The 19,741-nt window shown below is 43.0% G+C and carries 15 protein-coding genes and 1 rRNA gene (1 of these 16 cut by a window edge); 11 read left to right on the top strand and 5 right to left on the bottom strand.

Going from position 1 to position 19,741, the window contains the following annotated elements; all coding sequences use genetic code 11:
* From FXV78_RS05930 to FXV78_RS05900, 7 genes are all read left to right on the top strand, one after another.
* Window positions 1–1,254 (top strand): 23S ribosomal RNA (locus FXV78_RS05930) (it extends 1,638 nt beyond the left edge of the window).
* 580 nt (window positions 1,255–1,834) lie between these two features.
* A complete protein-coding gene (gene ileS / locus FXV78_RS05925) occupies window positions 1,835–4,990 on the top strand; it encodes an isoleucine--tRNA ligase (protein ID WP_004844191.1) in 3,156 nt (1,051 codons plus the stop codon).
* A gap of 5 nt (window positions 4,991–4,995) precedes the next feature.
* Entirely contained in the window at window positions 4,996–7,467 is a 2,472-nt protein-coding gene (locus tag FXV78_RS05920; RefSeq protein ID WP_004844190.1) for a glycogen/starch/alpha-glucan phosphorylase, read from the top strand.
* 10 nt (window positions 7,468–7,477) lie between these two features.
* Window positions 7,478–8,434, top strand: coding sequence for a hypothetical protein (locus FXV78_RS05915; RefSeq protein ID WP_004844189.1), 957 nt, complete (start codon window positions 7,478–7,480; stop codon window positions 8,432–8,434).
* Window positions 8,435–8,483: 49 nt separating this feature from the next.
* The gene (locus FXV78_RS05910) at window positions 8,484–9,458 is read left to right on the top strand and encodes a SpoIID/LytB domain-containing protein (RefSeq protein WP_009244291.1); all 975 of its coding nucleotides are present in this window, start codon (window positions 8,484–8,486) and stop codon (window positions 9,456–9,458) included.
* 42 nt (window positions 9,459–9,500) lie between these two features.
* On the top strand, window positions 9,501–10,217 hold the full coding sequence (locus FXV78_RS05905) for a M23 family metallopeptidase (protein WP_009244290.1): 717 nt from the start codon (window positions 9,501–9,503) through the stop codon (window positions 10,215–10,217).
* A gap of 116 nt (window positions 10,218–10,333) precedes the next feature.
* Window positions 10,334–10,582 (top strand): GIY-YIG nuclease family protein, encoded by a 249-nt coding sequence (locus tag FXV78_RS05900; protein ID WP_004844186.1) that lies wholly within the window; start codon window positions 10,334–10,336, stop codon window positions 10,580–10,582.
* Between the two features lie 26 nt (window positions 10,583–10,608).
* On the opposite strand, the gene FXV78_RS05895 is transcribed toward FXV78_RS05900, so the two are convergent.
* Together FXV78_RS05895 and FXV78_RS05890 are read right to left on the bottom strand one after the other, a co-directional pair.
* A complete protein-coding gene (locus tag FXV78_RS05895) occupies window positions 10,609–11,151 on the bottom strand; it encodes an NADH peroxidase (protein ID WP_004844185.1) in 543 nt (180 codons plus the stop codon).
* Between the two features lie 101 nt (window positions 11,152–11,252).
* Window positions 11,253–11,648 carry a Fur family transcriptional regulator gene (locus tag FXV78_RS05890; protein ID WP_009244289.1) on the bottom strand — a complete coding sequence of 132 codons (396 nt, stop codon included), beginning with the start codon at window positions 11,646–11,648 and terminating at the stop codon, window positions 11,253–11,255.
* 312 nt (window positions 11,649–11,960) lie between these two features.
* Here FXV78_RS05890 and FXV78_RS05885 point away from each other — a divergent pair, with 312 nt between their 5' ends.
* Window positions 11,961–13,055 (top strand): C40 family peptidase, encoded by a 1,095-nt coding sequence (locus FXV78_RS05885; RefSeq protein WP_004844183.1) that lies wholly within the window; start codon window positions 11,961–11,963, stop codon window positions 13,053–13,055.
* Between the two features lie 500 nt (window positions 13,056–13,555).
* Complete coding sequence (locus tag FXV78_RS05880; protein ID WP_004844179.1) at window positions 13,556–13,759, top strand: DUF1858 domain-containing protein; 204 nt, start codon at window positions 13,556–13,558, stop codon at window positions 13,757–13,759.
* Between the two features lie 66 nt (window positions 13,760–13,825).
* Here FXV78_RS05880 and FXV78_RS05875 read toward each other — a convergent pair whose 3' ends face one another.
* Window positions 13,826–14,545, bottom strand: a complete 720-nt coding sequence (locus FXV78_RS05875; protein WP_004844178.1) for an adaptor protein MecA — start codon at window positions 14,543–14,545, stop codon at window positions 13,826–13,828.
* Between the two features lie 528 nt (window positions 14,546–15,073).
* Here FXV78_RS05875 and FXV78_RS05870 point away from each other — a divergent pair.
* A complete protein-coding gene (locus tag FXV78_RS05870; RefSeq protein WP_004844177.1) occupies window positions 15,074–15,301 on the top strand; it encodes a hypothetical protein in 228 nt (75 codons plus the stop codon).
* A gap of 129 nt (window positions 15,302–15,430) precedes the next feature.
* The gene (locus tag FXV78_RS05865; RefSeq protein WP_004844176.1) at window positions 15,431–17,368 is read left to right on the top strand and encodes a glycosyl hydrolase family 18 protein; all 1,938 of its coding nucleotides are present in this window, start codon (window positions 15,431–15,433) and stop codon (window positions 17,366–17,368) included.
* Window positions 17,369–17,447: 79 nt separating this feature from the next.
* Here the strand turns inward: FXV78_RS05865 and FXV78_RS05860 are convergent, their stop codons facing one another.
* Both FXV78_RS05860 and FXV78_RS05855 read right to left on the bottom strand, forming a co-directional pair.
* Window positions 17,448–18,200 carry an alpha/beta hydrolase family protein gene (locus FXV78_RS05860; RefSeq protein WP_004844175.1) on the bottom strand — a complete coding sequence of 251 codons (753 nt, stop codon included), beginning with the start codon at window positions 18,198–18,200 and terminating at the stop codon, window positions 17,448–17,450.
* A gap of 4 nt (window positions 18,201–18,204) precedes the next feature.
* Window positions 18,205–19,566 (bottom strand): MFS transporter, encoded by a 1,362-nt coding sequence (locus FXV78_RS05855; RefSeq protein WP_039960013.1) that lies wholly within the window; start codon window positions 19,564–19,566, stop codon window positions 18,205–18,207.
* Window positions 19,567–19,741: the final 175 nt, after the last annotated feature.

Genomic DNA, 19,741 nt, shown 5'->3' with positions numbered 1-19,741 from the left:
GTGGATGAGGAGAGAATCCTAAGGCCGACGGGAGAAGCATTGTTAAGGAACTCGGCAAAATGACTCCGTAACTTCGGGAGAAGGAGTGCCATGTAAAAGTGGCCGCAGAGAATTGGCCCAAGCAACTGTTTAGCAAAAACACAGGTCTATGCAAAACCGAAAGGTGAGGTATATGGGCTGACGCCTGCCCGGTGCTGGAAGGTTAAGGGGAGAGGTTAGTCGTAAGGCGAAGCTTTGAACTTAAGCCCCAGTAAACGGCGGCCGTAACTATAACGGTCCTAAGGTAGCGAAATTCCTTGTCGGGTAAGTTCCGACCCGCACGAAAGGCGTAATGATTTGGGCACTGTCTCAACAATGCACCCGGTGAAATTGAAATACCAGTGAAGATGCTGGTTACCTGCGCCAGGACGGAAAGACCCCATGGAGCTTTACTCCAGCTTGATACTGGGATTCGATATTGCATGTACAGGATAGGTGGGAGACTGAGAACTGATGACGCCAGTTGTCAGGGAGTCACTGTTGGGATACCACCCTTGTAGTATTGGATTTCTAACCAGCAGCCGTGAACCGGCTGGGGGACAATGTCAGGTGGGGAGTTTGACTGGGGCGGTCGCCTCCGAAAGGGTATCGGAGGCGCTCAAAGGTTCCCTCAGAATGGTTGGAAACCATTCGAAGAGTGCAAAGGCAGAAGGGAGCTTGACTGCGACACCGACGGGTGGAGCAGGTACGAAAGTAGGACTTAGTGATCCGGTGGTATAAAGTGAGATTGCCATCGCTCAACGGATAAAAGCTACCCTGGGGATAACAGGCTTATCACTCCCAAGAGTTCACATCGACGGAGTGGTTTGGCACCTCGATGTCGGCTCATCGCATCCTGGGGCTGAAGTAGGTCCCAAGGGTTGGGCTGTTCGCCCATTAAAGCGGTACGCGAGCTGGGTTCAGAACGTCGTGAGACAGTTCGGTCCCTATCCGGCGTGGGCGTAGGATATTTGAGAGGAGCTGCCCTTAGTACGAGAGGACCGGGGTGGACTGGCCGCTGGTGGATCTGTTGTATTACCAAATGCATAGCAGAGTAGCCAAGCCGGGACGGGATAAACGCTGAAGGCATCTAAGCGTGAAGCCCCCCTCAAGATGAGATATCCCATAACGTCAAGTTAGTAAGACCCCTTGAAGACGACGAGGTAGATAGGGCAGAGGTGGAAGTGCGGTAACGCATGGAGCTGACTGTTACTAATAGGTCGAGGGCATAACCAAGCAAGGTGATAGGAAATGGATGATTCTTTGTATGCAGTTTTGAAGGTACAGGAAATACAGATGGAATGAGAGGCAGCACCGGTTGGTGTTGTTTTTTTGTTTCTTATTATATAAAGAAATTATATTATTGAAAATAAGTTTAGTGAATTTGTAATGGATGTAGTAAAAGAGTAGCAGGAAATCCCTTGACTATTCTCTGGTTTCTTCTTATAATAATTTTGTATTTTAATATCAAAAAGCGATGACAAAGAGAGTAGGATCTTTCTGAACGTTTCAGCGAGCCGGTGGTGGTGGAAGGCCGGTATCAGTAGGATTTTTCCGAAGATCACTTTCGAGCTGCAGTCCTTGAACCGCGAGAAGTAAAGGCTGACGGGGTTCCGCCGTTAAAGGAACGCATATAACGGATATCAGAATATGATATCTAAGTATGTTGTAACAGGTGGTTAACGTAAGATTTTTAAACTTTCGTCCTATTACAGGACGAAAGTTTTTTTACTATAGAAACGAAGGCAGCATCAGTTCCTGTACAGCATAAACAGTAACTCAGAAAAATAAAAGAAAAGTAGAAAGGAAAAGCGCTATGTACAAGAAAGTTTCCACGGATATGAATTTCGTAGGACGTGAAAAAGAAGTTGAAGCATTCTGGAAAGAGCATGATATCTTCCAGAAAAGTATGGAGGAAAAAGAAGGATGTCCGGAGTACACCTTTTACGACGGACCTCCGACAGCAAACGGAAAACCGCATATCGGTCACGTTCTGACACGTGTTATCAAAGATATGATCCCGAGATACCGCACAATGAAGGGATACAAGGTTCCTCGTAAAGCAGGATGGGATACCCATGGTCTGCCGGTAGAGCTGGAAGTAGAAAAGCTGCTTGGTCTGGACGGAAAAGATCAGATTGAAGGATACGGACTGGAGCCGTTTATCGACAAATGTAAAGAGAGCGTATGGAAATACAAAGGAATGTGGGAGGATTTCTCCAGCACGGTTGGATTCTGGGCAGATATGGAGCATCCTTATGTAACATACGACAACAATTTCATCGAATCCGAGTGGTGGGCATTGAAACAGATCTGGGACAAAAAGCTCCTCTACAAAGGATTTAAGATTGTACCTTACTGCCCTCGCTGCGGAACTCCGTTGTCTGCGCAGGAAGTGGCACAGGGATACAAGGATGTGAAAGAGCGTTCTGCAATCGTAAGATTTAAGGTAAAAAACGAAGACGCATACATTCTGGCATGGACAACAACACCTTGGACACTGCCGTCAAACCTTGCACTTTGTGTAAATCCAAGTGAGACTTATGTAAAAGTAAAAGCAGCAGACGGTTATGTATATTACATGGCAGAGGCACTTCTTAATACGGTTCTTGGAAAGCTTGCAGAAGAAGGAACACCGGCTTATGAGGTTCTGGAGACATATGTAGGAAAAGATCTGGAATACAAAGAGTATGAGCCATTGTACCAGTGTGCAGCTGACAGTGCAGAGAAACAGCATAAAAAAGCATTTTATGTGACATGTGATAACTACGTTACATTGACAGACGGTACCGGAGTCGTTCATATTGCGCCTGCATTTGGTGAGGACGATGCAAATGTCGGAAGAAATTATGAACTCCCGTTTGTACAGCTTGTAGATGAAAAAGGGGATATGGCAGCAGAGACTCCGTTTGCAGGAGTATTTGTGAAAAAGGCAGATCCGATGGTACTCAAAGATCTGGATGAGAGAGGACTTCTCTTTGACGCTCCGAAATTTGAGCACAGCTATCCGCACTGCTGGAGATGTGATACTCCGCTGATCTACTACGCACGTGAGTCCTGGTTCATCAAGATGACGGCTGTAAAAGAAGATCTGATTGCAAACAACAACACAATCAACTGGATTCCGGAAAACATCGGAAAAGGACGTTTCGGAGACTGGCTTGAAAACGTTCAGGACTGGGGAATCAGCCGTAACCGTTACTGGGGAACACCGCTGAATATCTGGGAGTGTGAATGCGGACATATGCACTCTATTGGAAGCATTGCAGAATTAAAAGAGATGTCTGATAACTGTCCGGATGATATCGAACTGCACCGTCCATATATCGACGATGTGACGATTACTTGTCCAGAGTGTGGAAAACAGATGCACCGTGTACCGGAAGTGATTGACTGCTGGTTTGACAGTGGTTCCATGCCGTTTGCACAGCACCACTATCCGTTTGAGAACGAAGATTTGTTCAAACAGCAGTTCCCGGCAGACTTTATTTCCGAGGCGGTAGACCAGACAAGAGGATGGTTCTACTCTCTGCTTGCGATTTCTACATTGCTGTTTAACAAAGCGCCATACAAGAATGTTATCGTTCTTGGACATGTGCAGGATGAGAACGGACAGAAGATGAGTAAGTCCAAAGGAAACGCGGTCGATCCATTTGACGCACTGGAGACATACGGAGCAGATGCGATCCGCTGGTACTTCTACAGCAACAGTGCACCATGGCTTCCAAACCGTTTCCACGGAAAAGCAGTTGTAGAAGGACAGCGTAAATTCATGGGAACTCTGTGGAACACATACGCATTCTTCGTACTGTATGCAAATATTGATGGATTTGACGCAACAAAATATACACTGGAATATGATAAATTAGGAGTCATGGATAAATGGCTTCTGTCCAAACTGAATACACTGACAAAAACAGTGGATGAGCATCTGGCAAACTACAGAATTCCGGAAAGTGCAAGAGCACTGCAGGATTTCGTGGATGACATGAGTAACTGGTATGTCAGAAGAAGCCGTGAGCGTTTCTGGGCAAAAGGAATGGAACAGGATAAGATCAATGCGTACATGACATTGTACACTGCGCTTGTGACAGTATCGAAAGTTGCTGCGCCGATGATCCCGTTCATGACAGAAGAAATCTACCAGAACCTGGTGAAGAGTGTTGATGCATCCGCTCCGGAAAGTATCCACCTTTGTGATTATCCGGAGGTTCAGAACGAACTGATCGATGAAAAACTGGAAGCAGATATGGACAATGTATTAAAACTGGTTGTCATGGGCCGTGCATGCCGTAACGCATCCAACATCAAAAACCGTCAGCCGATCGGACAGATGTTCGTGAAAGCAGGATTCGATCTGCCGGAATTTTATCAGGAGATCGTGGCAGATGAGCTGAATGTAAAAAATGTAAAATTTACAGATGATGTAAGAGACTTTACTTCTTATAGTTTTAAACCACAGTTAAAGACAGTCGGACCAAAATATGGTAAAATGTTGGGTGGAATCAAAGCTGCGTTAGACCAGCTCGATGGCAATGCAGCAATGGATGAGATTAACGAAACAGGTTCTCTGAAACTGGATATTAACGGACAGGAAGTAACACTGTTCAAAGAAGATTTGTTGATCGATACTGCACAGATTGAAGGATATGTTTCTGAAAATGACAATGGAATCACCGTTGTTCTGGATACAAATCTGACAGAAGAGCTTCTGGAGGAAGGATTTGTAAGAGAGATCATCAGTAAGATCCAGACAATGAGAAAAGAAGCCGGATTTGAAGTGATGGATAAGATCAAAGTGACCTACAAAGGAAGCGAAAAGGCAGAGGCAGTCTTCGCAGCGAACGGTACACAGATCTGTTCTGAGGTTCTGGCAGTTTCTGCAGAAAAAGCAGAGCCGGCCGGATTCGTAAAAGAATGGAAGATTAATGGAGAAGCTGTTTTCATGGGAGTCGAAAAAGAAGGGAGATAATCGACATGTACAGCAAACGTTTTGAAAAGGAAACATTTAAAGAGGCAGTCAGGGAAAATGTAAGGACTCTGTATCGGAAAAATATTGCTGAAGCATCTCCACAGCAGATATTTCAGGCAGTTTCCTATGCCGTAAAAGATATTATTATGGATGACTGGATCGCTACGCAGAAGGCTTATGATGAAGCAGATGCAAAGGCCGTCTACTATATGTCCATGGAGTTTCTGATGGGACGTGCGCTTGGCAATAACCTGATCAATATGACAGCATACAAAGAGGTCAAAGAAGCACTGGAAGAGATGGACATCGATCTGAACGTTGTTGAGGATGAAGAGCCGGACGCAGCACTTGGAAACGGAGGACTCGGAAGACTTGCAGCATGTTTTCTGGATTCATTGTCCACTTTGAATTATCCGGCATACGGATGTGGAATCCGTTACCGCTATGGAATGTTTAAGCAGAAAATAGAAAATGGTTATCAGGTGGAGACACCTGATAACTGGCTCAAAGAAGGAAATCCGTTTGAGCTGCGCCGCGAGGAATATGCAAAAGAAGTGCGCTTCGGGGGAAATGTACATTTTGACAAAGATCCGGAGACAGGAAAAGATATCTTTGTACAGGAAAATTATGAATCCGTACTTGCAATCCCATATGATATGCCGATCGTGGGATACGGTAATCACGTAGTCAATACACTGCGTGTGTGGGATGCAAAGGCAATCACAGATTTCCAGCTGGACGCATTTGACAGAGGAGATTATCACAAATCCGTAGAGCAGGAGAATCTTGCAAAACTGATCGTAGATGTATTGTATCCGAATGACAATCACTATGCAGGAAAAGAGCTTCGTCTGAAACAGCAGTATTTCTTTATTTCCGCAAGCTTGCAGACAATGCTTGAAAAGTATAAAAAGAAACACAGTGATGTGCGTAAACTCTACGAAAAGGTAGCGATTCAGATGAATGATACCCACCCGACCGTGGCAGTGCCGGAGCTGATGCGTCTTCTCATCGATCAGGAAGGGCTCACATGGGAGGAAGCATGGGATGTGACAACAAAGACCTGTGCATATACGAACCATACGATTATGTCAGAAGCTTTGGAAAAATGGCCGATTGATCTGTTCTCCAGACTGCTTCCGCGTATTTATCAGATCGTACAGGAGATTGACAGAAGATTCCTGATTGAGGTGCGTGCAAAATATCCTGGAAATGAAGAGAAGGTACGCAAGATGGCAATTCTCTATGATGGTCAGGTAAGAATGGCACATATGGCGATCATTGCAGGATATTCTGTCAATGGTGTTGCAAAGCTCCATACGGAGATCCTCAAACACCAAGAGTTAAAAGACTTCTATGAGATGATGCCGGAGAAATTTAATAACAAGACGAATGGAATCACGCAGAGAAGATTTTTGCTTCACGGAAATCAGCTGCTTGCAGACTGGATCACGAATAAGATCGGAGACGGCTGGATCACTGATCTTGCCCAGATCGGAAAGCTGAAAGCCTATGTAGATGATGAGCAGGCGAGAAAAGAGTTCATGGAGATCAAATACCGCAACAAAGTCCGTTTGGCAGCGTATATCAAAAAACACAACGGAATTGAAGTAGATCCGAATTCAATTTTTGATGTACAGGTAAAACGTCTTCATGAGTACAAACGTCAGTTGTTAAATATCATGCATGTAATGTATCTGTACAATCAGATCAAAGAACATCCGGAGGTGAGCTTCTATCCGAGAACCTTTATTTTCGGAGCAAAAGCAGCGGCCGGATATAAACGTGCAAAAGAGACGATCAAACTGATCAACTCCGTAGCAGATGTAGTCAATAATGACAGAAGCATCAATGGCAAATTAAAAGTTGTATTTATCGAAGATTACCGTGTATCCAACGCAGAGCTTTTATTTGCGGCAGCAGATGTCAGTGAGCAGATTTCTACAGCTTCCAAAGAAGCTTCCGGTACCGGAAATATGAAATTCATGCTCAACGGTGCGCCGACATTGGGTACGATGGACGGAGCCAACGTAGAGATTGTGGATGAAGTCGGCATTGAAAATGCATTTATCTTCGGACTCAGTTCAGAAGAAGTTATCAACTATGAAAATCATGGCGGATACAATCCGACAGAGATTTACTTCAATGACTGGGAGATCAAGCGTGTGGTAGATCAGCTGATGGATGGAACCTATGCAAACGGAAACCACGAGATGTACAAAGATCTGTATAACTCACTTCTGAACACACAGTGTACAGACAGACCTGACACATACTTTATTCTGAAGGATTTCCGTTCCTATGCAGATGCACAGAAGAAAGTAGAAGAAGCATATAAAGATAAGGACAGATGGTCCAAAATGGCGATGATGAACACTGCCAGCAGTGGAAAATTCACCTCTGACAGAACGATTGAAGAGTATGTGGATGATATCTGGAAACTGAAGAAGGTGTTTGTAAAGCCGGTCGAAGAATAGGAGGAAGCCTATGGAATTTTACAGTGAATTGCCATATGAGGACTTTAGTTACTATAATACTCCGTCCACTCATGAGGTGGGAGGAAGTATTCTGACAGGAATTTTGATGTTTTACCTGATCATATTACTGGTTGGACTGACCGTTGCGGTCGTAAACTATATTTTCCGCGGAATCGGAATGTACAACATGGCAAAAAGAGAAGGAATGGATTATCCATGGCTGGCGTTTGTACCATTTGCCAGAACGTACCTTCAGGGAGAGCTTGGCGGAACGGTACATCTGAAAAATAAACAGATCAAGAATCCGGGAATCTGGCTGATCGTACTGCCATTTATTTCTTCCATCGTTACCGGTATCCTGTATGTGGTCATATGGGTAGTGCTTGGATTTGGTGTGGTTTTCTCATCTTACGGCGGCTTTAGCTTTGGCGCAGTGACAGGAATCATTATCGTGACAGTTATCGTCATTGTATTTTTTACAGTGTACAATGCAGTCTACAGTGTGCTTCGAATTCTTGTAAACCGTCAGATTTATGAGAAATTTACAACACCGGGAATGGCAGTTGCACATGCGGTTCTGGGAGTATTACTTCCGCTGTATGAATCCATTTGTCTGTTTGTGATGCGGAATCGTCCGTATAATCCGGGAAAAGAACCGGATCTGGGAACACCGTTTATGACAACACCTCCGCCGATCGCGCCGGCACCTGAGATGCCCCGGCAGACATCGGAAGAGGCACCGGCTGCTCCTGCGCCGAAGCAGGAGGAAACGCCTGCAGAAGATCAGAATACAGCGGATCCGGTAGACGGAGAGTTTAAGAAAGTAGACGAAGAGATCATCCCGGGAGAATACCGCAGGGTGGAAGAACTGTCAAGACCGGAGCATGAGCAGATGACTTCCAGCTATACGTATGGCGGGACAAAAGAAGAACCGAAAACAGATGACAAACCATCTGCAGAAGAATAAAAGGATATCAGACCTCCATGGTGCATATACTGCATCATGGAGGTTTTTTATGAAGATAAAACATCAAAAACTAAAATCAGCGGGAGCGTTTTTGACAATCCTGTTATTGCTTCCCTATGTAGTCACAGTTTTTGTAAACGGAATCGATGTACTGGGAATGTCGCAGGAACCTTGTGTTCAGGCAGAAACAGAAGATCAGGACGGTGAGAAGACTGTTAGGACGGTTCCGTGGACAGAATACATGATGGGAATTTTAGGGAAAACAATGCCAGCATCCTATGAAAAAGAGGCACTGAAGGCACAGGCAGTAGTACTTCGTACCATGCTGTATCAGCAGGCTGCACAGGATGTTGTGTTCAAAGAGGCATATCTGACACCGGAAGAATTGAAGAAAAAATGGGGAGCTGAAAATTTTGAGAATTATTATAAGAAATTAAGAGAGGTGCTGGATGAAACAGAGACACAAGTGCTTTTTTATCAGGATTCTTATGCCTGGGTTCCGTATCATCAATCCAGTAACGGAAAGACAAGAAGCGGAAAAGAAGTGATCGGCGGGGATACATATCCGTATCTTGCGACAAGAGAATGTCTGGAGGATGTGAAGGCGGAAGACGAGATGCATGTGTATCAGTTTTCGTATGATGAGATCAAGAAAAAGTGCCGGTCGTTCCTGGAAGCGGCAGAGGGAGAAGCAGAAGCCAAAAAAGCGCTGAAATTCGAAGATTTTGAAATCCAGGAAAAAGATTCTGCAGGATATGTTTCCAAATTTCGGATTGGAAACACGGTCTGCAGCGGAGATGAATTTCGAGATGCGTTATCTCTTGCATCCAGTGCATTTTCCATACAGGAAGAATCAGGAGGACTCAAAATCACCACAATGGGAAAAGGGCACGGACTTGGGATGAGCCAGTGGACGGCAAATGAACTGGCGAAAAACGGTCAAAATTATAAAGAGATTCTGGAATTCTTCTTTGAGGGAACAACGATCACAAACTCCGAAGAAATTTTGGAAAAACCAGAATAAACAGCAGTGCTTCTGGCAAAAATATAGCCAGAGGTGATGAATATGAATAACAATGAAAAGCCTTCCTTAAAAAGTAAAGGAATGTCAGTTGCGATTGTGATCTGTTTCGTCGTTGTAGTATCTGTCGTGGGAGCCGTTGTATACAACAGCTATCACCGAAGAGCAACGGGAAGCCAGCTTGCAAAAAACAACACCGTTACAGAAGAGACCAGAACAACCAATACCAATGATATTGTTCTGCCGCAGGCCGAAGAAGATACATCCGCAGAAAATGGATCAGAGACAGGTACGAATGAAAGCGCAGAGACACAGACAGAGACAGCAGCACCGGCAAAACAAGTTTATTTTGATGAAAACAGTACACTTGCATGGCCGGCAAGTGGAAGTGTGATTCTTGGATACAGCATGGATAAGACGGTATTTTTTCAGACACTGGAACAGTACAAGTATAATCCTGCAATGATTATCGCAGGAGAAGCCGGAGAAATGATAGGAGCTTCTGCAGACGGAATCGTAACCAATATTGAAGAAACTGCACAGACAGGAGTGACAGTCACACTGGATATGGGAAACGGTTACAGTGCAGTTTACGGGCAGCTCAAAGATGTGCCGCTTGCAATTGGGGATTTTGTGGCACAGGGACAGACTGTAGGATATTTAAGTGAACCGACAAAATACTATAGCGTAGAAGGTCCAAATCTTTATTTCGAGGTGACAAAAGACGGAGAAGCGAAAGATCCGGCAGTATATATGGAATAACAGTCAGGGGGTGCGAAAAATAAAATGTTTCGTATCCCTTTTTATTTTCCATAACGATGCTTGATTTGGAGCACAAAAGAGGAGTAAAATAGAGGACATTGATAAGAGGTGACAAAATGAACTATACATATATCTTAAAATGCAAAGATGATTCTCTGTATACCGGATGGACCAATGATCTGAAAAAGCGGATTACAAGCCACAATGCCGGGAAGGGAGCCAAGTATACAAAAGCCAGAAGACCGGTGGAACTGGTCTACTATGAAGAATTTCAGACAAGAGAAGAGGCAATGAAAAGAGAATATGCCATCAAACAGCTGTCCAGAAAAGAAAAAGAGGCACTGATCAAGACCAGGCCTCTTTAAAGGTTCTATATTAAGATAGGAAAATCTTAGCCAAAGTATCTCTTTAACAGACCTTCGAAAGCTTTTCCGTGACGAGCTTCGTCTCTTGCCATCTCGTGTACTGTATCGTGGATTGCATCCAGGTTAGCAGCTTTTGCACGTTTTGCAAGATCGAATTTACCAGCTGTAGCTCCGTTCTCAGCATCAACTCTCATCTCCAGGTTTTTCTTTGTGCTGTCTGTAACAACTTCACCTAACAATTCAGCGAATTTAGAAGCGTGCTCTGCTTCTTCCCAGGCAGCTTTTTCCCAGTATAATCCGATTTCCGGATATCCTTCTCTGTGAGCAACTCTTGCCATAGCAAGGTACATACCAACTTCTGTACATTCTCCTTCAAAGTTTGCTCTTAAGTCAGCAAGGATGTCTTCGCTTACGCCCTGAGCAACACCTACAACGTGCTCTGCAGCCCAAGATCTTTCTCCTGTCTGCTCTTTGAATTTATCAGCTGGTGCATGACAGACTGGACATTCAGCCGGTGCAGCGTCTCCCTCGTGAACATAACCACATACTGTACAAACAAATTTTTTCATAGTTCAAATCTCCTTTTCTTAATTGAATTTGACCGGAATGAGTCGGCCTTTGGTTAATATTATAATACGGAATCAGAAAACTTTCCATATTATGGACAAATTTAAGATTTTTTGATGCAGTTTCCGCATTTTCCATAAAAAGTCATCGTGCAGAAATCAATGATTCCATCAAAATCTTTAGCAGCAATTTCATTTAGCTCTGTGACATTTTGCATATCCATGTTGATATCCAGAACCCTTTTGCAGCAAGTGCAGAAAAAGTGGTTGTGAGGTCTCACATCACCGTCAAATCTGTCCCCGCCGTCAGGAGTTGTAATCTTGACTGCCTCACCGAGATCAGTCAGCAGATTTAAATTCCGGTAAACAGTTCCAAGACTGATATTCGGAAACTCCTCTTTGACATGCATATAGACCGTATCAGCAGTTGGATGCTCAGTGGTCGATGCCAGATAGTTCTTGATGGACTCTCGCTGTCTGCTATATTTCAAAGTAGCCAAGTGAGTTCTCCTTTCAAAACAATAATAGTAATCGTTGCTATGTTTAGACTATAATACAGTTTTGAAAGTTTGTCAATAGGATTTTTGAAAAAAGAATATTTTATTTGATAAAATGTTACAAAAAAGTTAATAAATAAAAAATAAACAGACATAATATATCGTGATATGTCGAAATACAGGAGAAAAAACCCTTTTAAAACTGTTGACACATCGTATAACCACTGATATAATCACACTGTAACAAATTTAATAATTATGTAACATTTAAAACTTCCTACAAAAGATAAAGACAGAAAACAGAGGAGGTTTTATATGAAAGCAGCACACATGAAACAAAAAATAGTCATTCCTGCTCTGGTAGGAATGATGATGATTCCGGGGAGTGCAGTTTATGCGGCAGATCAGAAAGCGGAAGTATATCCGGTTTTGCCGGCTGCAGGAATCGAAACAGTAGTAACAGATTGTTATGAAACGAAAGTAAAGGAGAATCTGCAGTTATATCTGGTACCGACAGGTGAGGGTGAGTATTTGAATATGGCGTTTTCGAATACAGGTGAAGAATTTACTTATATAAGAAGTGCGCCGGATGAGAACAGTGACTGGATCGGAAAATTGTATCCGGATTCGGCAGTCAGAGTTCTCGAATATAAAGAAGACTGGGTGAAGATCCAGTCAGGAGATGCGCAGGGATTCGTTCCGGCAGATACATTGTACCTGGGAGAAGATGCAAAGTCACATGCAGGGGAATACGAAAAAGAGGTTGCAACGGTAACAGCTGATGTTCTGAATGTGAGGGCTGGTCAGGGAGTAGAGACACAGGTTCTGACACAGATTATGCAGAATCAGGAGTATGAAATTACTGGGGAACCAAAAGATGGATGGTATCCGGTGCAGGCAGGGGAAATCGCCGGCTGGGTATCCGGGGAGTATATCAGTATAGAGACAACGTATTCTTACGCAGAGACGAGGGAAGCAGAAGAGGCGAAGAAGCCAGAGCAGACCATAGTGCAGGAAACACAGAAGGTTCAGGAAGCTTCCGCCCAGAGTATTGTGCAAAATCAGGCTGCTTCGGGACAGGCTGTCATAGATTACGCCTGTCAGTTTATTGGAAATCCGTACGTATGGGGCGGTACCAGTCTGACAGAAGGAGCGGATTGCTCTGGATTTGTACAGTCTGTGTATGCACATTTCGGGATTAGCCTGCCAAGGACGACATGGGATATGGAAAATGTGGGAGTTGCTGTCAGCTATGAACAGGCACTTCCCGGAGATATTGTTTTGTATGACGGGCATGTCGGACTGTACATGGGAGACGGGACGATTGTAAATGCAATGAACGAAGCTGACGGGATTGGAATCTGCAGCGCAACTTATACAAATATCATAACGATCAGAAGAGTTCTGTAAATTCAGACCGCATTTTAAAGTTGACTGACTTTGAAATGCGGTATTTTTTCGGGGGAAAATGAGATAGAAAGAAACAAAAAAGTCAACAGGAAAATAAATAAATGGCAAGATGCACAAAAATGTAAAAAAATGTCGAAATTTGAAAAATAGGAGTTTTCAACTTATCCACACTCAAAATATGAAAAAACGTGGAAAACACGACATTTCCGAAAAGTTATTCACATTATCCACACTCAAACAGGTGTTTTTTGTGAATTACTTTTGTGAAAAAAAGAACGGATGTTTTGTAAGGTTATTATGAAATTGCTTGTTTGTCGAAAAAGAAAGAAAAATATATTGACTTTTGAGTATTCGAAAAGCAGTAAAAACAGAAGAAACAATTCAGAAAATTCAAGCAAAATAAGGTTGATTTTAAAACGTATTTTCCGGTTTTGGTGGTTGATAATTTAAAAAATAGAGATTATAATAAAGAACATTGAATAATAGAAGGAGGAATCATAATGGAAACATTTACAAAGAATACAACAATCGGCGAATTATTATCCGTATATCCTGAATGCGCGCCGATCTTAATGGAAATCGGAATGCACTGCCTTGGATGCCCGTCTGCACAGATGGAGACACTGGGTGAGGCAGCGATGGTTCACGGAATCGATGCAGATCTCCTGGTAGAGAAGATCAATGCGGCAAGAGCAGCAAAATAAGACTTATAACATAAAAGAGTGCGGACTGGGCAGTAAAGCTTAAGTCCGCACTCTTTTTATATGCGTTTATACCTGTGACAGCTTTTGAATCGCATCGGAAGAAATCACGACCTCGCAGTGTTCTTCCAGAAATGCAAGAACAGAAGCAGAGGCTTTCTCCAGACTGCCGTATTCAGAAAGCATATTGCAGATCTTGTTAAATTCATTGGCAGAATGATCCGATGGTGTCAGTGCCAGAATATACATATCTGCTTCATCGTCTCGATACAGTGTATTGGAACCGTGGTACGCAGGAGCCAGAAGATGGGCTGCCTGAATGACCAGATCAATATGGTTGAACGAGAACAGACGTACATTGAGCGGTGCTGGTTCCTCCTGTGGTTTGGAGGCAGGCTTGATGTCGGCTGCCGCTTCTTTTACTTTATTGAGCAGGTTCAGGAAGTCTTCTGCGCCCTCCAGCTTTTCCAGCTGTTCTGTCGGGCTTGCTTCAGAATCCATGCTTTGTGTAAATTTCGAGAATCTTGTATCCAGTTCCTCGGGATCTTCTACTTTTGTGATGATCAAAACGATGGAATCACCAGATGAAGGAATCGCTTCGATCATCAGAGGTAAATCTTCCGCTTCAAATCCAAAATCAAAGGATGCCTGCTGCATCATATCCCGAAACAGAGATTTTGCTTTTTCCGTACCGTAAGCCAGTTCACTCAGTTTTAAGTGACGAGCTGCTAAATCAGCATGTGTCAATGTACAACGAATTTGATTTTCATTCAGTTTTTCGATTTTCATGTGCTCACATCCTTACGAATTGAAATGTTGAAAAATATAGTCATTAAGTAGGAAAATAATAACTTATATTTCTTCACTATTAGTATAAACAAAAAGAAAAAAGATGTAAAGGAAAATAGTGAGACTTCTGCATTCTTTCATGTTATCAACAAAAGGGAAGTAGTTATAAACAAAAAACACATTGAAATGACGGAACCCAATCCCTATAATTGGCAGTACAGAAGATAGTGTTCCGGATAAATATCACTTATTTAAGAAGGAGGGATACAAAAGAGACGATCAGATCATCTGAAACGAGTTGCTGAATTTTTCATTTATCAAGACATCAAAGAGCATATCTATCATTAAAATATTCGAAATTCAATGTTCTCGAATCGGGGACGAAATCAATATCAGACAGAAAAGTAAATTCAATGTGAGTTCATGCTATCTTTTGTACCGTGATAATTCAAAGGTACGTCACATACCTTCTGCGGTCAGTTATTACCGGGGATATTTATCAGAGCTCACGGAGGGAAGGAGAAGAACATGAAATCTGATGAGACAGCTTATCAGGAATTATTTGAGGAACTGGAAAAATATGAAAATAAAGGAGTATACATCAGTATGGATGGATTCCCGGCCAGTCCGATGCAGATTGTAGCGGCACATATGACAAGGGAAGAAGGAAGTTATATGCGGGACTATATTCTGGATACAGAAGGATATATTGAATCACTTTCATTTGTAAATATCAAGACAAAAGAACAGGCGTAGATCCCCTTTTACGTCGGACAAAAAGATTTAAAATATTTCTGAAGAATGTTTAAAATACTTCTTAAAATGGCAAATTAGTAATGACTGGTAAAAAAAGTATGTTATAATGGTTCTGTATAGGAGGTACGCATGGACGAAAGAGAAGAGAGGGTTGTGAAAACCCGCAGCACGGCGGGAACACAGCAAAACAAAACAAGAAGGCGCCCACGCAGGATTGCCGGAGAACCAGAGGATACAAGGATGGATTCGAATCGCATACCGCCGTCTAAGAGACGGAAAAAGAGCCGCAGGGCAAGGCGAAGACGAAGAAATATGCTGATCAGGATGCTGCTGGTGATCATATTGATCATAGTGGCTGTTGGGGGCCTGATTTTCTGGAAGCGATATGGCTCATCGAATGAGAAGGCGAATCTGGAACAATATTATGGAATGACAGGTACGGACGATATCGCAGTGATCGTGAATAATCAGGTGATCGCAAAAGCGGATAACGGAGAATATGGGGCAGGAGGCCGTCTGATAGACGAACAGGCTTACATTGAATATTCTGTTCTGCATGATTTTGTGAATAAGCGCTTTTACTGGGATGCGAATGAGAATTTACTGTTGTATACATTGCCGCAGGGAAGTGTTGTTGCAAACATAGGAAGTAAGGAATATACAGAAGTCAGCGAACAAAAAAGTGAAGAGTATGTCATCTGGCAGACAGTCGATAATAAGGCATATGTTGCTTTGGACTTTGTGAAAAAGTACACGAATATGGAATGCAAAGAATATCAAGATCCGAATCGTGTGATGATCGTGAATGAGTTCGGAAAGACGACTGTGGCAGAGATGAAGCGGGATACACAAGTGCGGTTTCAGGGTGGAGTAAAGAGTCCGATCCTGACAGAGGTAAAAAAATCAGAAAAAGTGACTGTGATCGAGGATGAGGATGGCTGGAAGAAAGTTCGCACCAGCGATGGATTTATCGGATATGTACAGACGAATTCGCTGAAACATATCAAAGAGGAGACGATTTCCAGCAGCTTTGAAGAACCACAGTACACAGGTATATCGAAAGATTACAAGATTAATATGGCCTGGCACAATGTGGAGAATACGACTGCCAACGGGTATATTCAGGATATGCTTGCATCCACGAAAGGTCTGACGACGATCGCACCGACCTGGTTTCATATTGCAGATACGCAGGGGAATCTGAATTCAATCGCGGACGCAGATTATGTGAATTATGCGCATCAGTCCAATTTGGAAGTGTGGGCTGTTCTCAGGGATTTTCATGGGGGAATCAATTCGGCGGATGAGACTTATGAGGTGTTAAGTCATACTTCCAGGAGAACGAACCTGATCGATCAGGTTATAGCAGCAGCTCTGCAGGCTGGGATTGATGGAATCAATCTGGATTTTGAACTGATTTCTGCAGAGTGCGGAGAAGATTATGTACAGTTTGTGAGAGAACTTTCCATCAAGTGCCATCAGAATGGACTGGCATTTTCCGTAGATAATTATGTTCCGATGCCTTACAACACATTTTATGATCTGGAAGAACAGTCAGTATTTGCTGATTATGTGGTGATCATGGGGTATGATGAGCATGTGGAGGGTTCTTATGAAGCAGGTTCTGTGGCGTCTTACGGATATGTAAAAGACGGCATAGAGAATGCGTTAAAGTCTGTTCCTAAGGAAAAACTGATCAATGCGATCCCGCTGTATACAAGACTGTGGTTTGAGACACCGAAGACGCAGGAAGAGCTGGCAGCAGAAGCCGGTACAGAAGCGGCAGATTATCCAAATAAAGTGACCAGTACGGCACTGGGAATGGAGGATGCCGAAAAACGGGTGCAGGAAGCCGGTGTACAGGCGTCATGGGATGAAGATACAAGGCAGAATTATGCACAGTGGGATGCAGACGGAGGAACATACAAGATCTGGCTGGAAGACAGTCAGTCGCTGGAAGAGAAGTTAAAGCTGATCAAAAAGAATGATCTTGCTGGTGTTGCCGAATGGCGCCTTGGCTGGGAGAATTCGGGAGTATGGGATCTGATCTCGCAGTACATCAATTAAAAAGTGAATAGAAGAATATAAAAAGGACGCTGAAATTCCGTTTTGGAATTTCAGCGTCGTTGTTTTCTGTAAAGTTGAATTAGAGAATCGATTTGACAAAATTCAGGATTTCGCTTTCACAGGCCTCTCTGGCAGGGATACTTGCAAAGTTGTGATTTCCTTTCGGGATTTTTACAAAAGTTCCGTTTCCGTTGTATCCTTCAAGATATGTTTCACAGGTTTTATCATCTACCAGATTATCTTCTGTTCCGCGAAGAATCAGGACTTTGCCGTCATATCCTTTTGCATCCTCAAAAGGAGAGTAGGTTGCCAGGTCATAGTTGAAATCAAGACCGAATTTCAGTCCTTCCATATCAGCAAATGTCATTCCCTGATTTTTGAAGAAATCTGCTTTTTCTTTACATCCATTCCACATTCCGGCACCCGGGCACATCAAAATCAGTCCGTAAGGATTCAACTTTGGAGCAGCGGTAGCAGCGACAAATCCGCCCATGCTCTGTCCGGATAAGATGATCTTATCTGTATCTACAAAATCTTGTCCTTTCAGCCATTCATAGACATCCTGAGTATCTTCCAGAAGTCCGGTGAAGGTCATTTCTTCGAATTCTCCGTCACTTTCTCCGCAGCCGTAGAAGTCAAAGCGAAGACAGGCGATTCCGTTTGCTTCCAGAACGCGGGCAAGATGTGTATGTGCGTATTTATAACCGGATAAGCTGCCGCCGAATCCGTGAAGGTTGAGTACGACCGGAGGATGGCTGACTCCATCCGGAAGATTTAACATTGCCCGTAGAGTATGATTTTTTCTGTTTTTAATTTCTGTGTAACGAATCATGGTATTATTCTCCTTGTTTTGCTCTTTTTTTCGCGAGTGTTTCTAACATTTCTTCTGTCTTTTTCTTGGAAAGCGGATATACAAAATACAGGATCAGTACAGCAATCAAATATCCGATCGCATAGATCGCAGTATAAGATTTCCAGATATGTGCTTTTACAGCAGCTGTCTGTACAGCTTCATTTACGTTATATCCGATCAGAGCCAGGGTAAAGCTGCTTAAGCTGGAACTTACTGCAGAAGCAAGCTTGCGGAAGAAGGAATAGGTTGCATAGACCATACCTTCTTTTCTGTCGCCGGTGGTCAGTTCCTGGTAATCGATCGCATCGTTTACCATAGCCCAGATGAGTACCTGGAAACCACTTGCACCGAGGTAGCAGATTCCGTTGATAACAATGAACAAGGTCGGATTCTTGATCGGGAAGAAGAATAAAATTCCGAATACGATAGCGGCAAAACCGGCTCCGTACATACACCATTCTTTTTTTCCGAATTTTTTAGATACAAATTTTGTTCCGACAAAAGTGATAATGGAATATACGGTACTGAGCATACCGGATACTGCCATGATCTGAACATTACCAAAGTAATCTTTAAATAAATAAGTATTCAGTCCGTTTACCACACTGGCTGCAATCATACCTGCAAGGCTGGAGAAAATGAGTCCCAGAAGCGCTCTGTTTTTAATGATATGTTTGAGTGCTTCAAAATAGTTGAATTTCTCTCTTTTTTCCACAGTGATGGAAACTCTCTCTTTACACCAGCTGCTTGTGATCATCAGGCAGAATACACCGATTGTTGCACAGATCAGTGCCATCAGGGTAAATCTGGAAGGAATCGGGTTGTTGTCTTTATATAAAACCAAAGGACCTGCAATCACGACGACTGTCATAAAGATTGTACCGCCAAGGCTTCTGTATCTGGACAAGTCTGTTCTGTGATTGACATCATCTGTCATAACGCTGGACAGAGAACCAAACGGTACATTGACACATGTATACAGGGCTTCATATAATACGTAGGTTACTAAAATGTAGATCAGTTTTAATTTATAATCAAAGCTGCTCACATCCAGGAATCCAATCACACACATAATGGCCATAGGAATGGAAAATGCCTTGATCCATGGAATAAAACGTCCGCCTTTCGTAGATTTTCTGGCATCGATCAAAGCGCCGATGATCGGATCGTTGATGGCATCCCAGATTTTAGTGATCAACAGAATCGTTCCGACATGTAAAGGATTTACTTTCAGTACGAGCGTGTAGAATACGGTCAAAAACATTGCCCGAAACTGTTCTGTACAGCAGCACCCCAGATCTCCGAGCGTGTAGCCGATTTTGTCTTTCATTGAAAACTCTCTCACAATTCTTCCTCCTTATCGTGTGGCTTTTTGTTTTCGTTTGTTTACGATGTTCATTATATCTTTATCTGAATAGGAAACATATCCAATTCTTGCTTGAAAACTATCAAAAATTGATATACTATTTATTTTGAATAGTTTTAATAGGGATTTACAGTGATTTTCATATATTTTAACG

Origin of the sequence: Mediterraneibacter gnavus ATCC 29149, assembly GCF_008121495.1 — a bacterium.
Lineage (GTDB): Bacteria > Bacillota > Clostridia > Lachnospirales > Lachnospiraceae > Mediterraneibacter > Mediterraneibacter gnavus.
The sequence above is the reverse complement of the archived record's forward strand: the minus strand, read 5'-3'. Positions and strand labels throughout refer to the sequence as shown.

Bases quoted from the DNA above. Each gene is read 5' to 3' on its own strand.
- FXV78_RS05910 (WP_009244291.1), top strand. From the start codon at position 8,484: ATGAAGATAAAACATCAAAAACTAAAATCAGCGGGAGCGTTTTTGACA.
- FXV78_RS05900 (WP_004844186.1), top strand. From the start codon at position 10,334: ATGAACTATACATATATCTTAAAATGCAAAGATGATTCTCTGTATACC.
- FXV78_RS05860 (WP_004844175.1), bottom strand. From the start codon at position 18,200: ATGATTCGTTACACAGAAATTAAAAACAGAAAAAATCATACTCTACGG.
- FXV78_RS05865 (WP_004844176.1), top strand. From the start codon at position 15,431: ATGGACGAAAGAGAAGAGAGGGTTGTGAAAACCCGCAGCACGGCGGGA.
- FXV78_RS05880 (WP_004844179.1), top strand. From the start codon at position 13,556: ATGGAAACATTTACAAAGAATACAACAATCGGCGAATTATTATCCGTA.
- FXV78_RS05895 (WP_004844185.1), bottom strand. From the start codon at position 11,151: ATGAAAAAATTTGTTTGTACAGTATGTGGTTATGTTCACGAGGGAGAC.
- FXV78_RS05920 (WP_004844190.1), top strand. From the start codon at position 4,996: ATGTACAGCAAACGTTTTGAAAAGGAAACATTTAAAGAGGCAGTCAGG.
- FXV78_RS05885 (WP_004844183.1), top strand. From the start codon at position 11,961: ATGAAAGCAGCACACATGAAACAAAAAATAGTCATTCCTGCTCTGGTA.
- FXV78_RS05915 (WP_004844189.1), top strand. From the start codon at position 7,478: ATGGAATTTTACAGTGAATTGCCATATGAGGACTTTAGTTACTATAAT.
- ileS (WP_004844191.1), top strand. From the start codon at position 1,835: ATGTACAAGAAAGTTTCCACGGATATGAATTTCGTAGGACGTGAAAAA.
- FXV78_RS05875 (WP_004844178.1), bottom strand. From the start codon at position 14,545: ATGAAAATCGAAAAACTGAATGAAAATCAAATTCGTTGTACATTGACA.
- FXV78_RS05870 (WP_004844177.1), top strand. From the start codon at position 15,074: ATGAAATCTGATGAGACAGCTTATCAGGAATTATTTGAGGAACTGGAA.
- FXV78_RS05905 (WP_009244290.1), top strand. From the start codon at position 9,501: ATGAATAACAATGAAAAGCCTTCCTTAAAAAGTAAAGGAATGTCAGTT.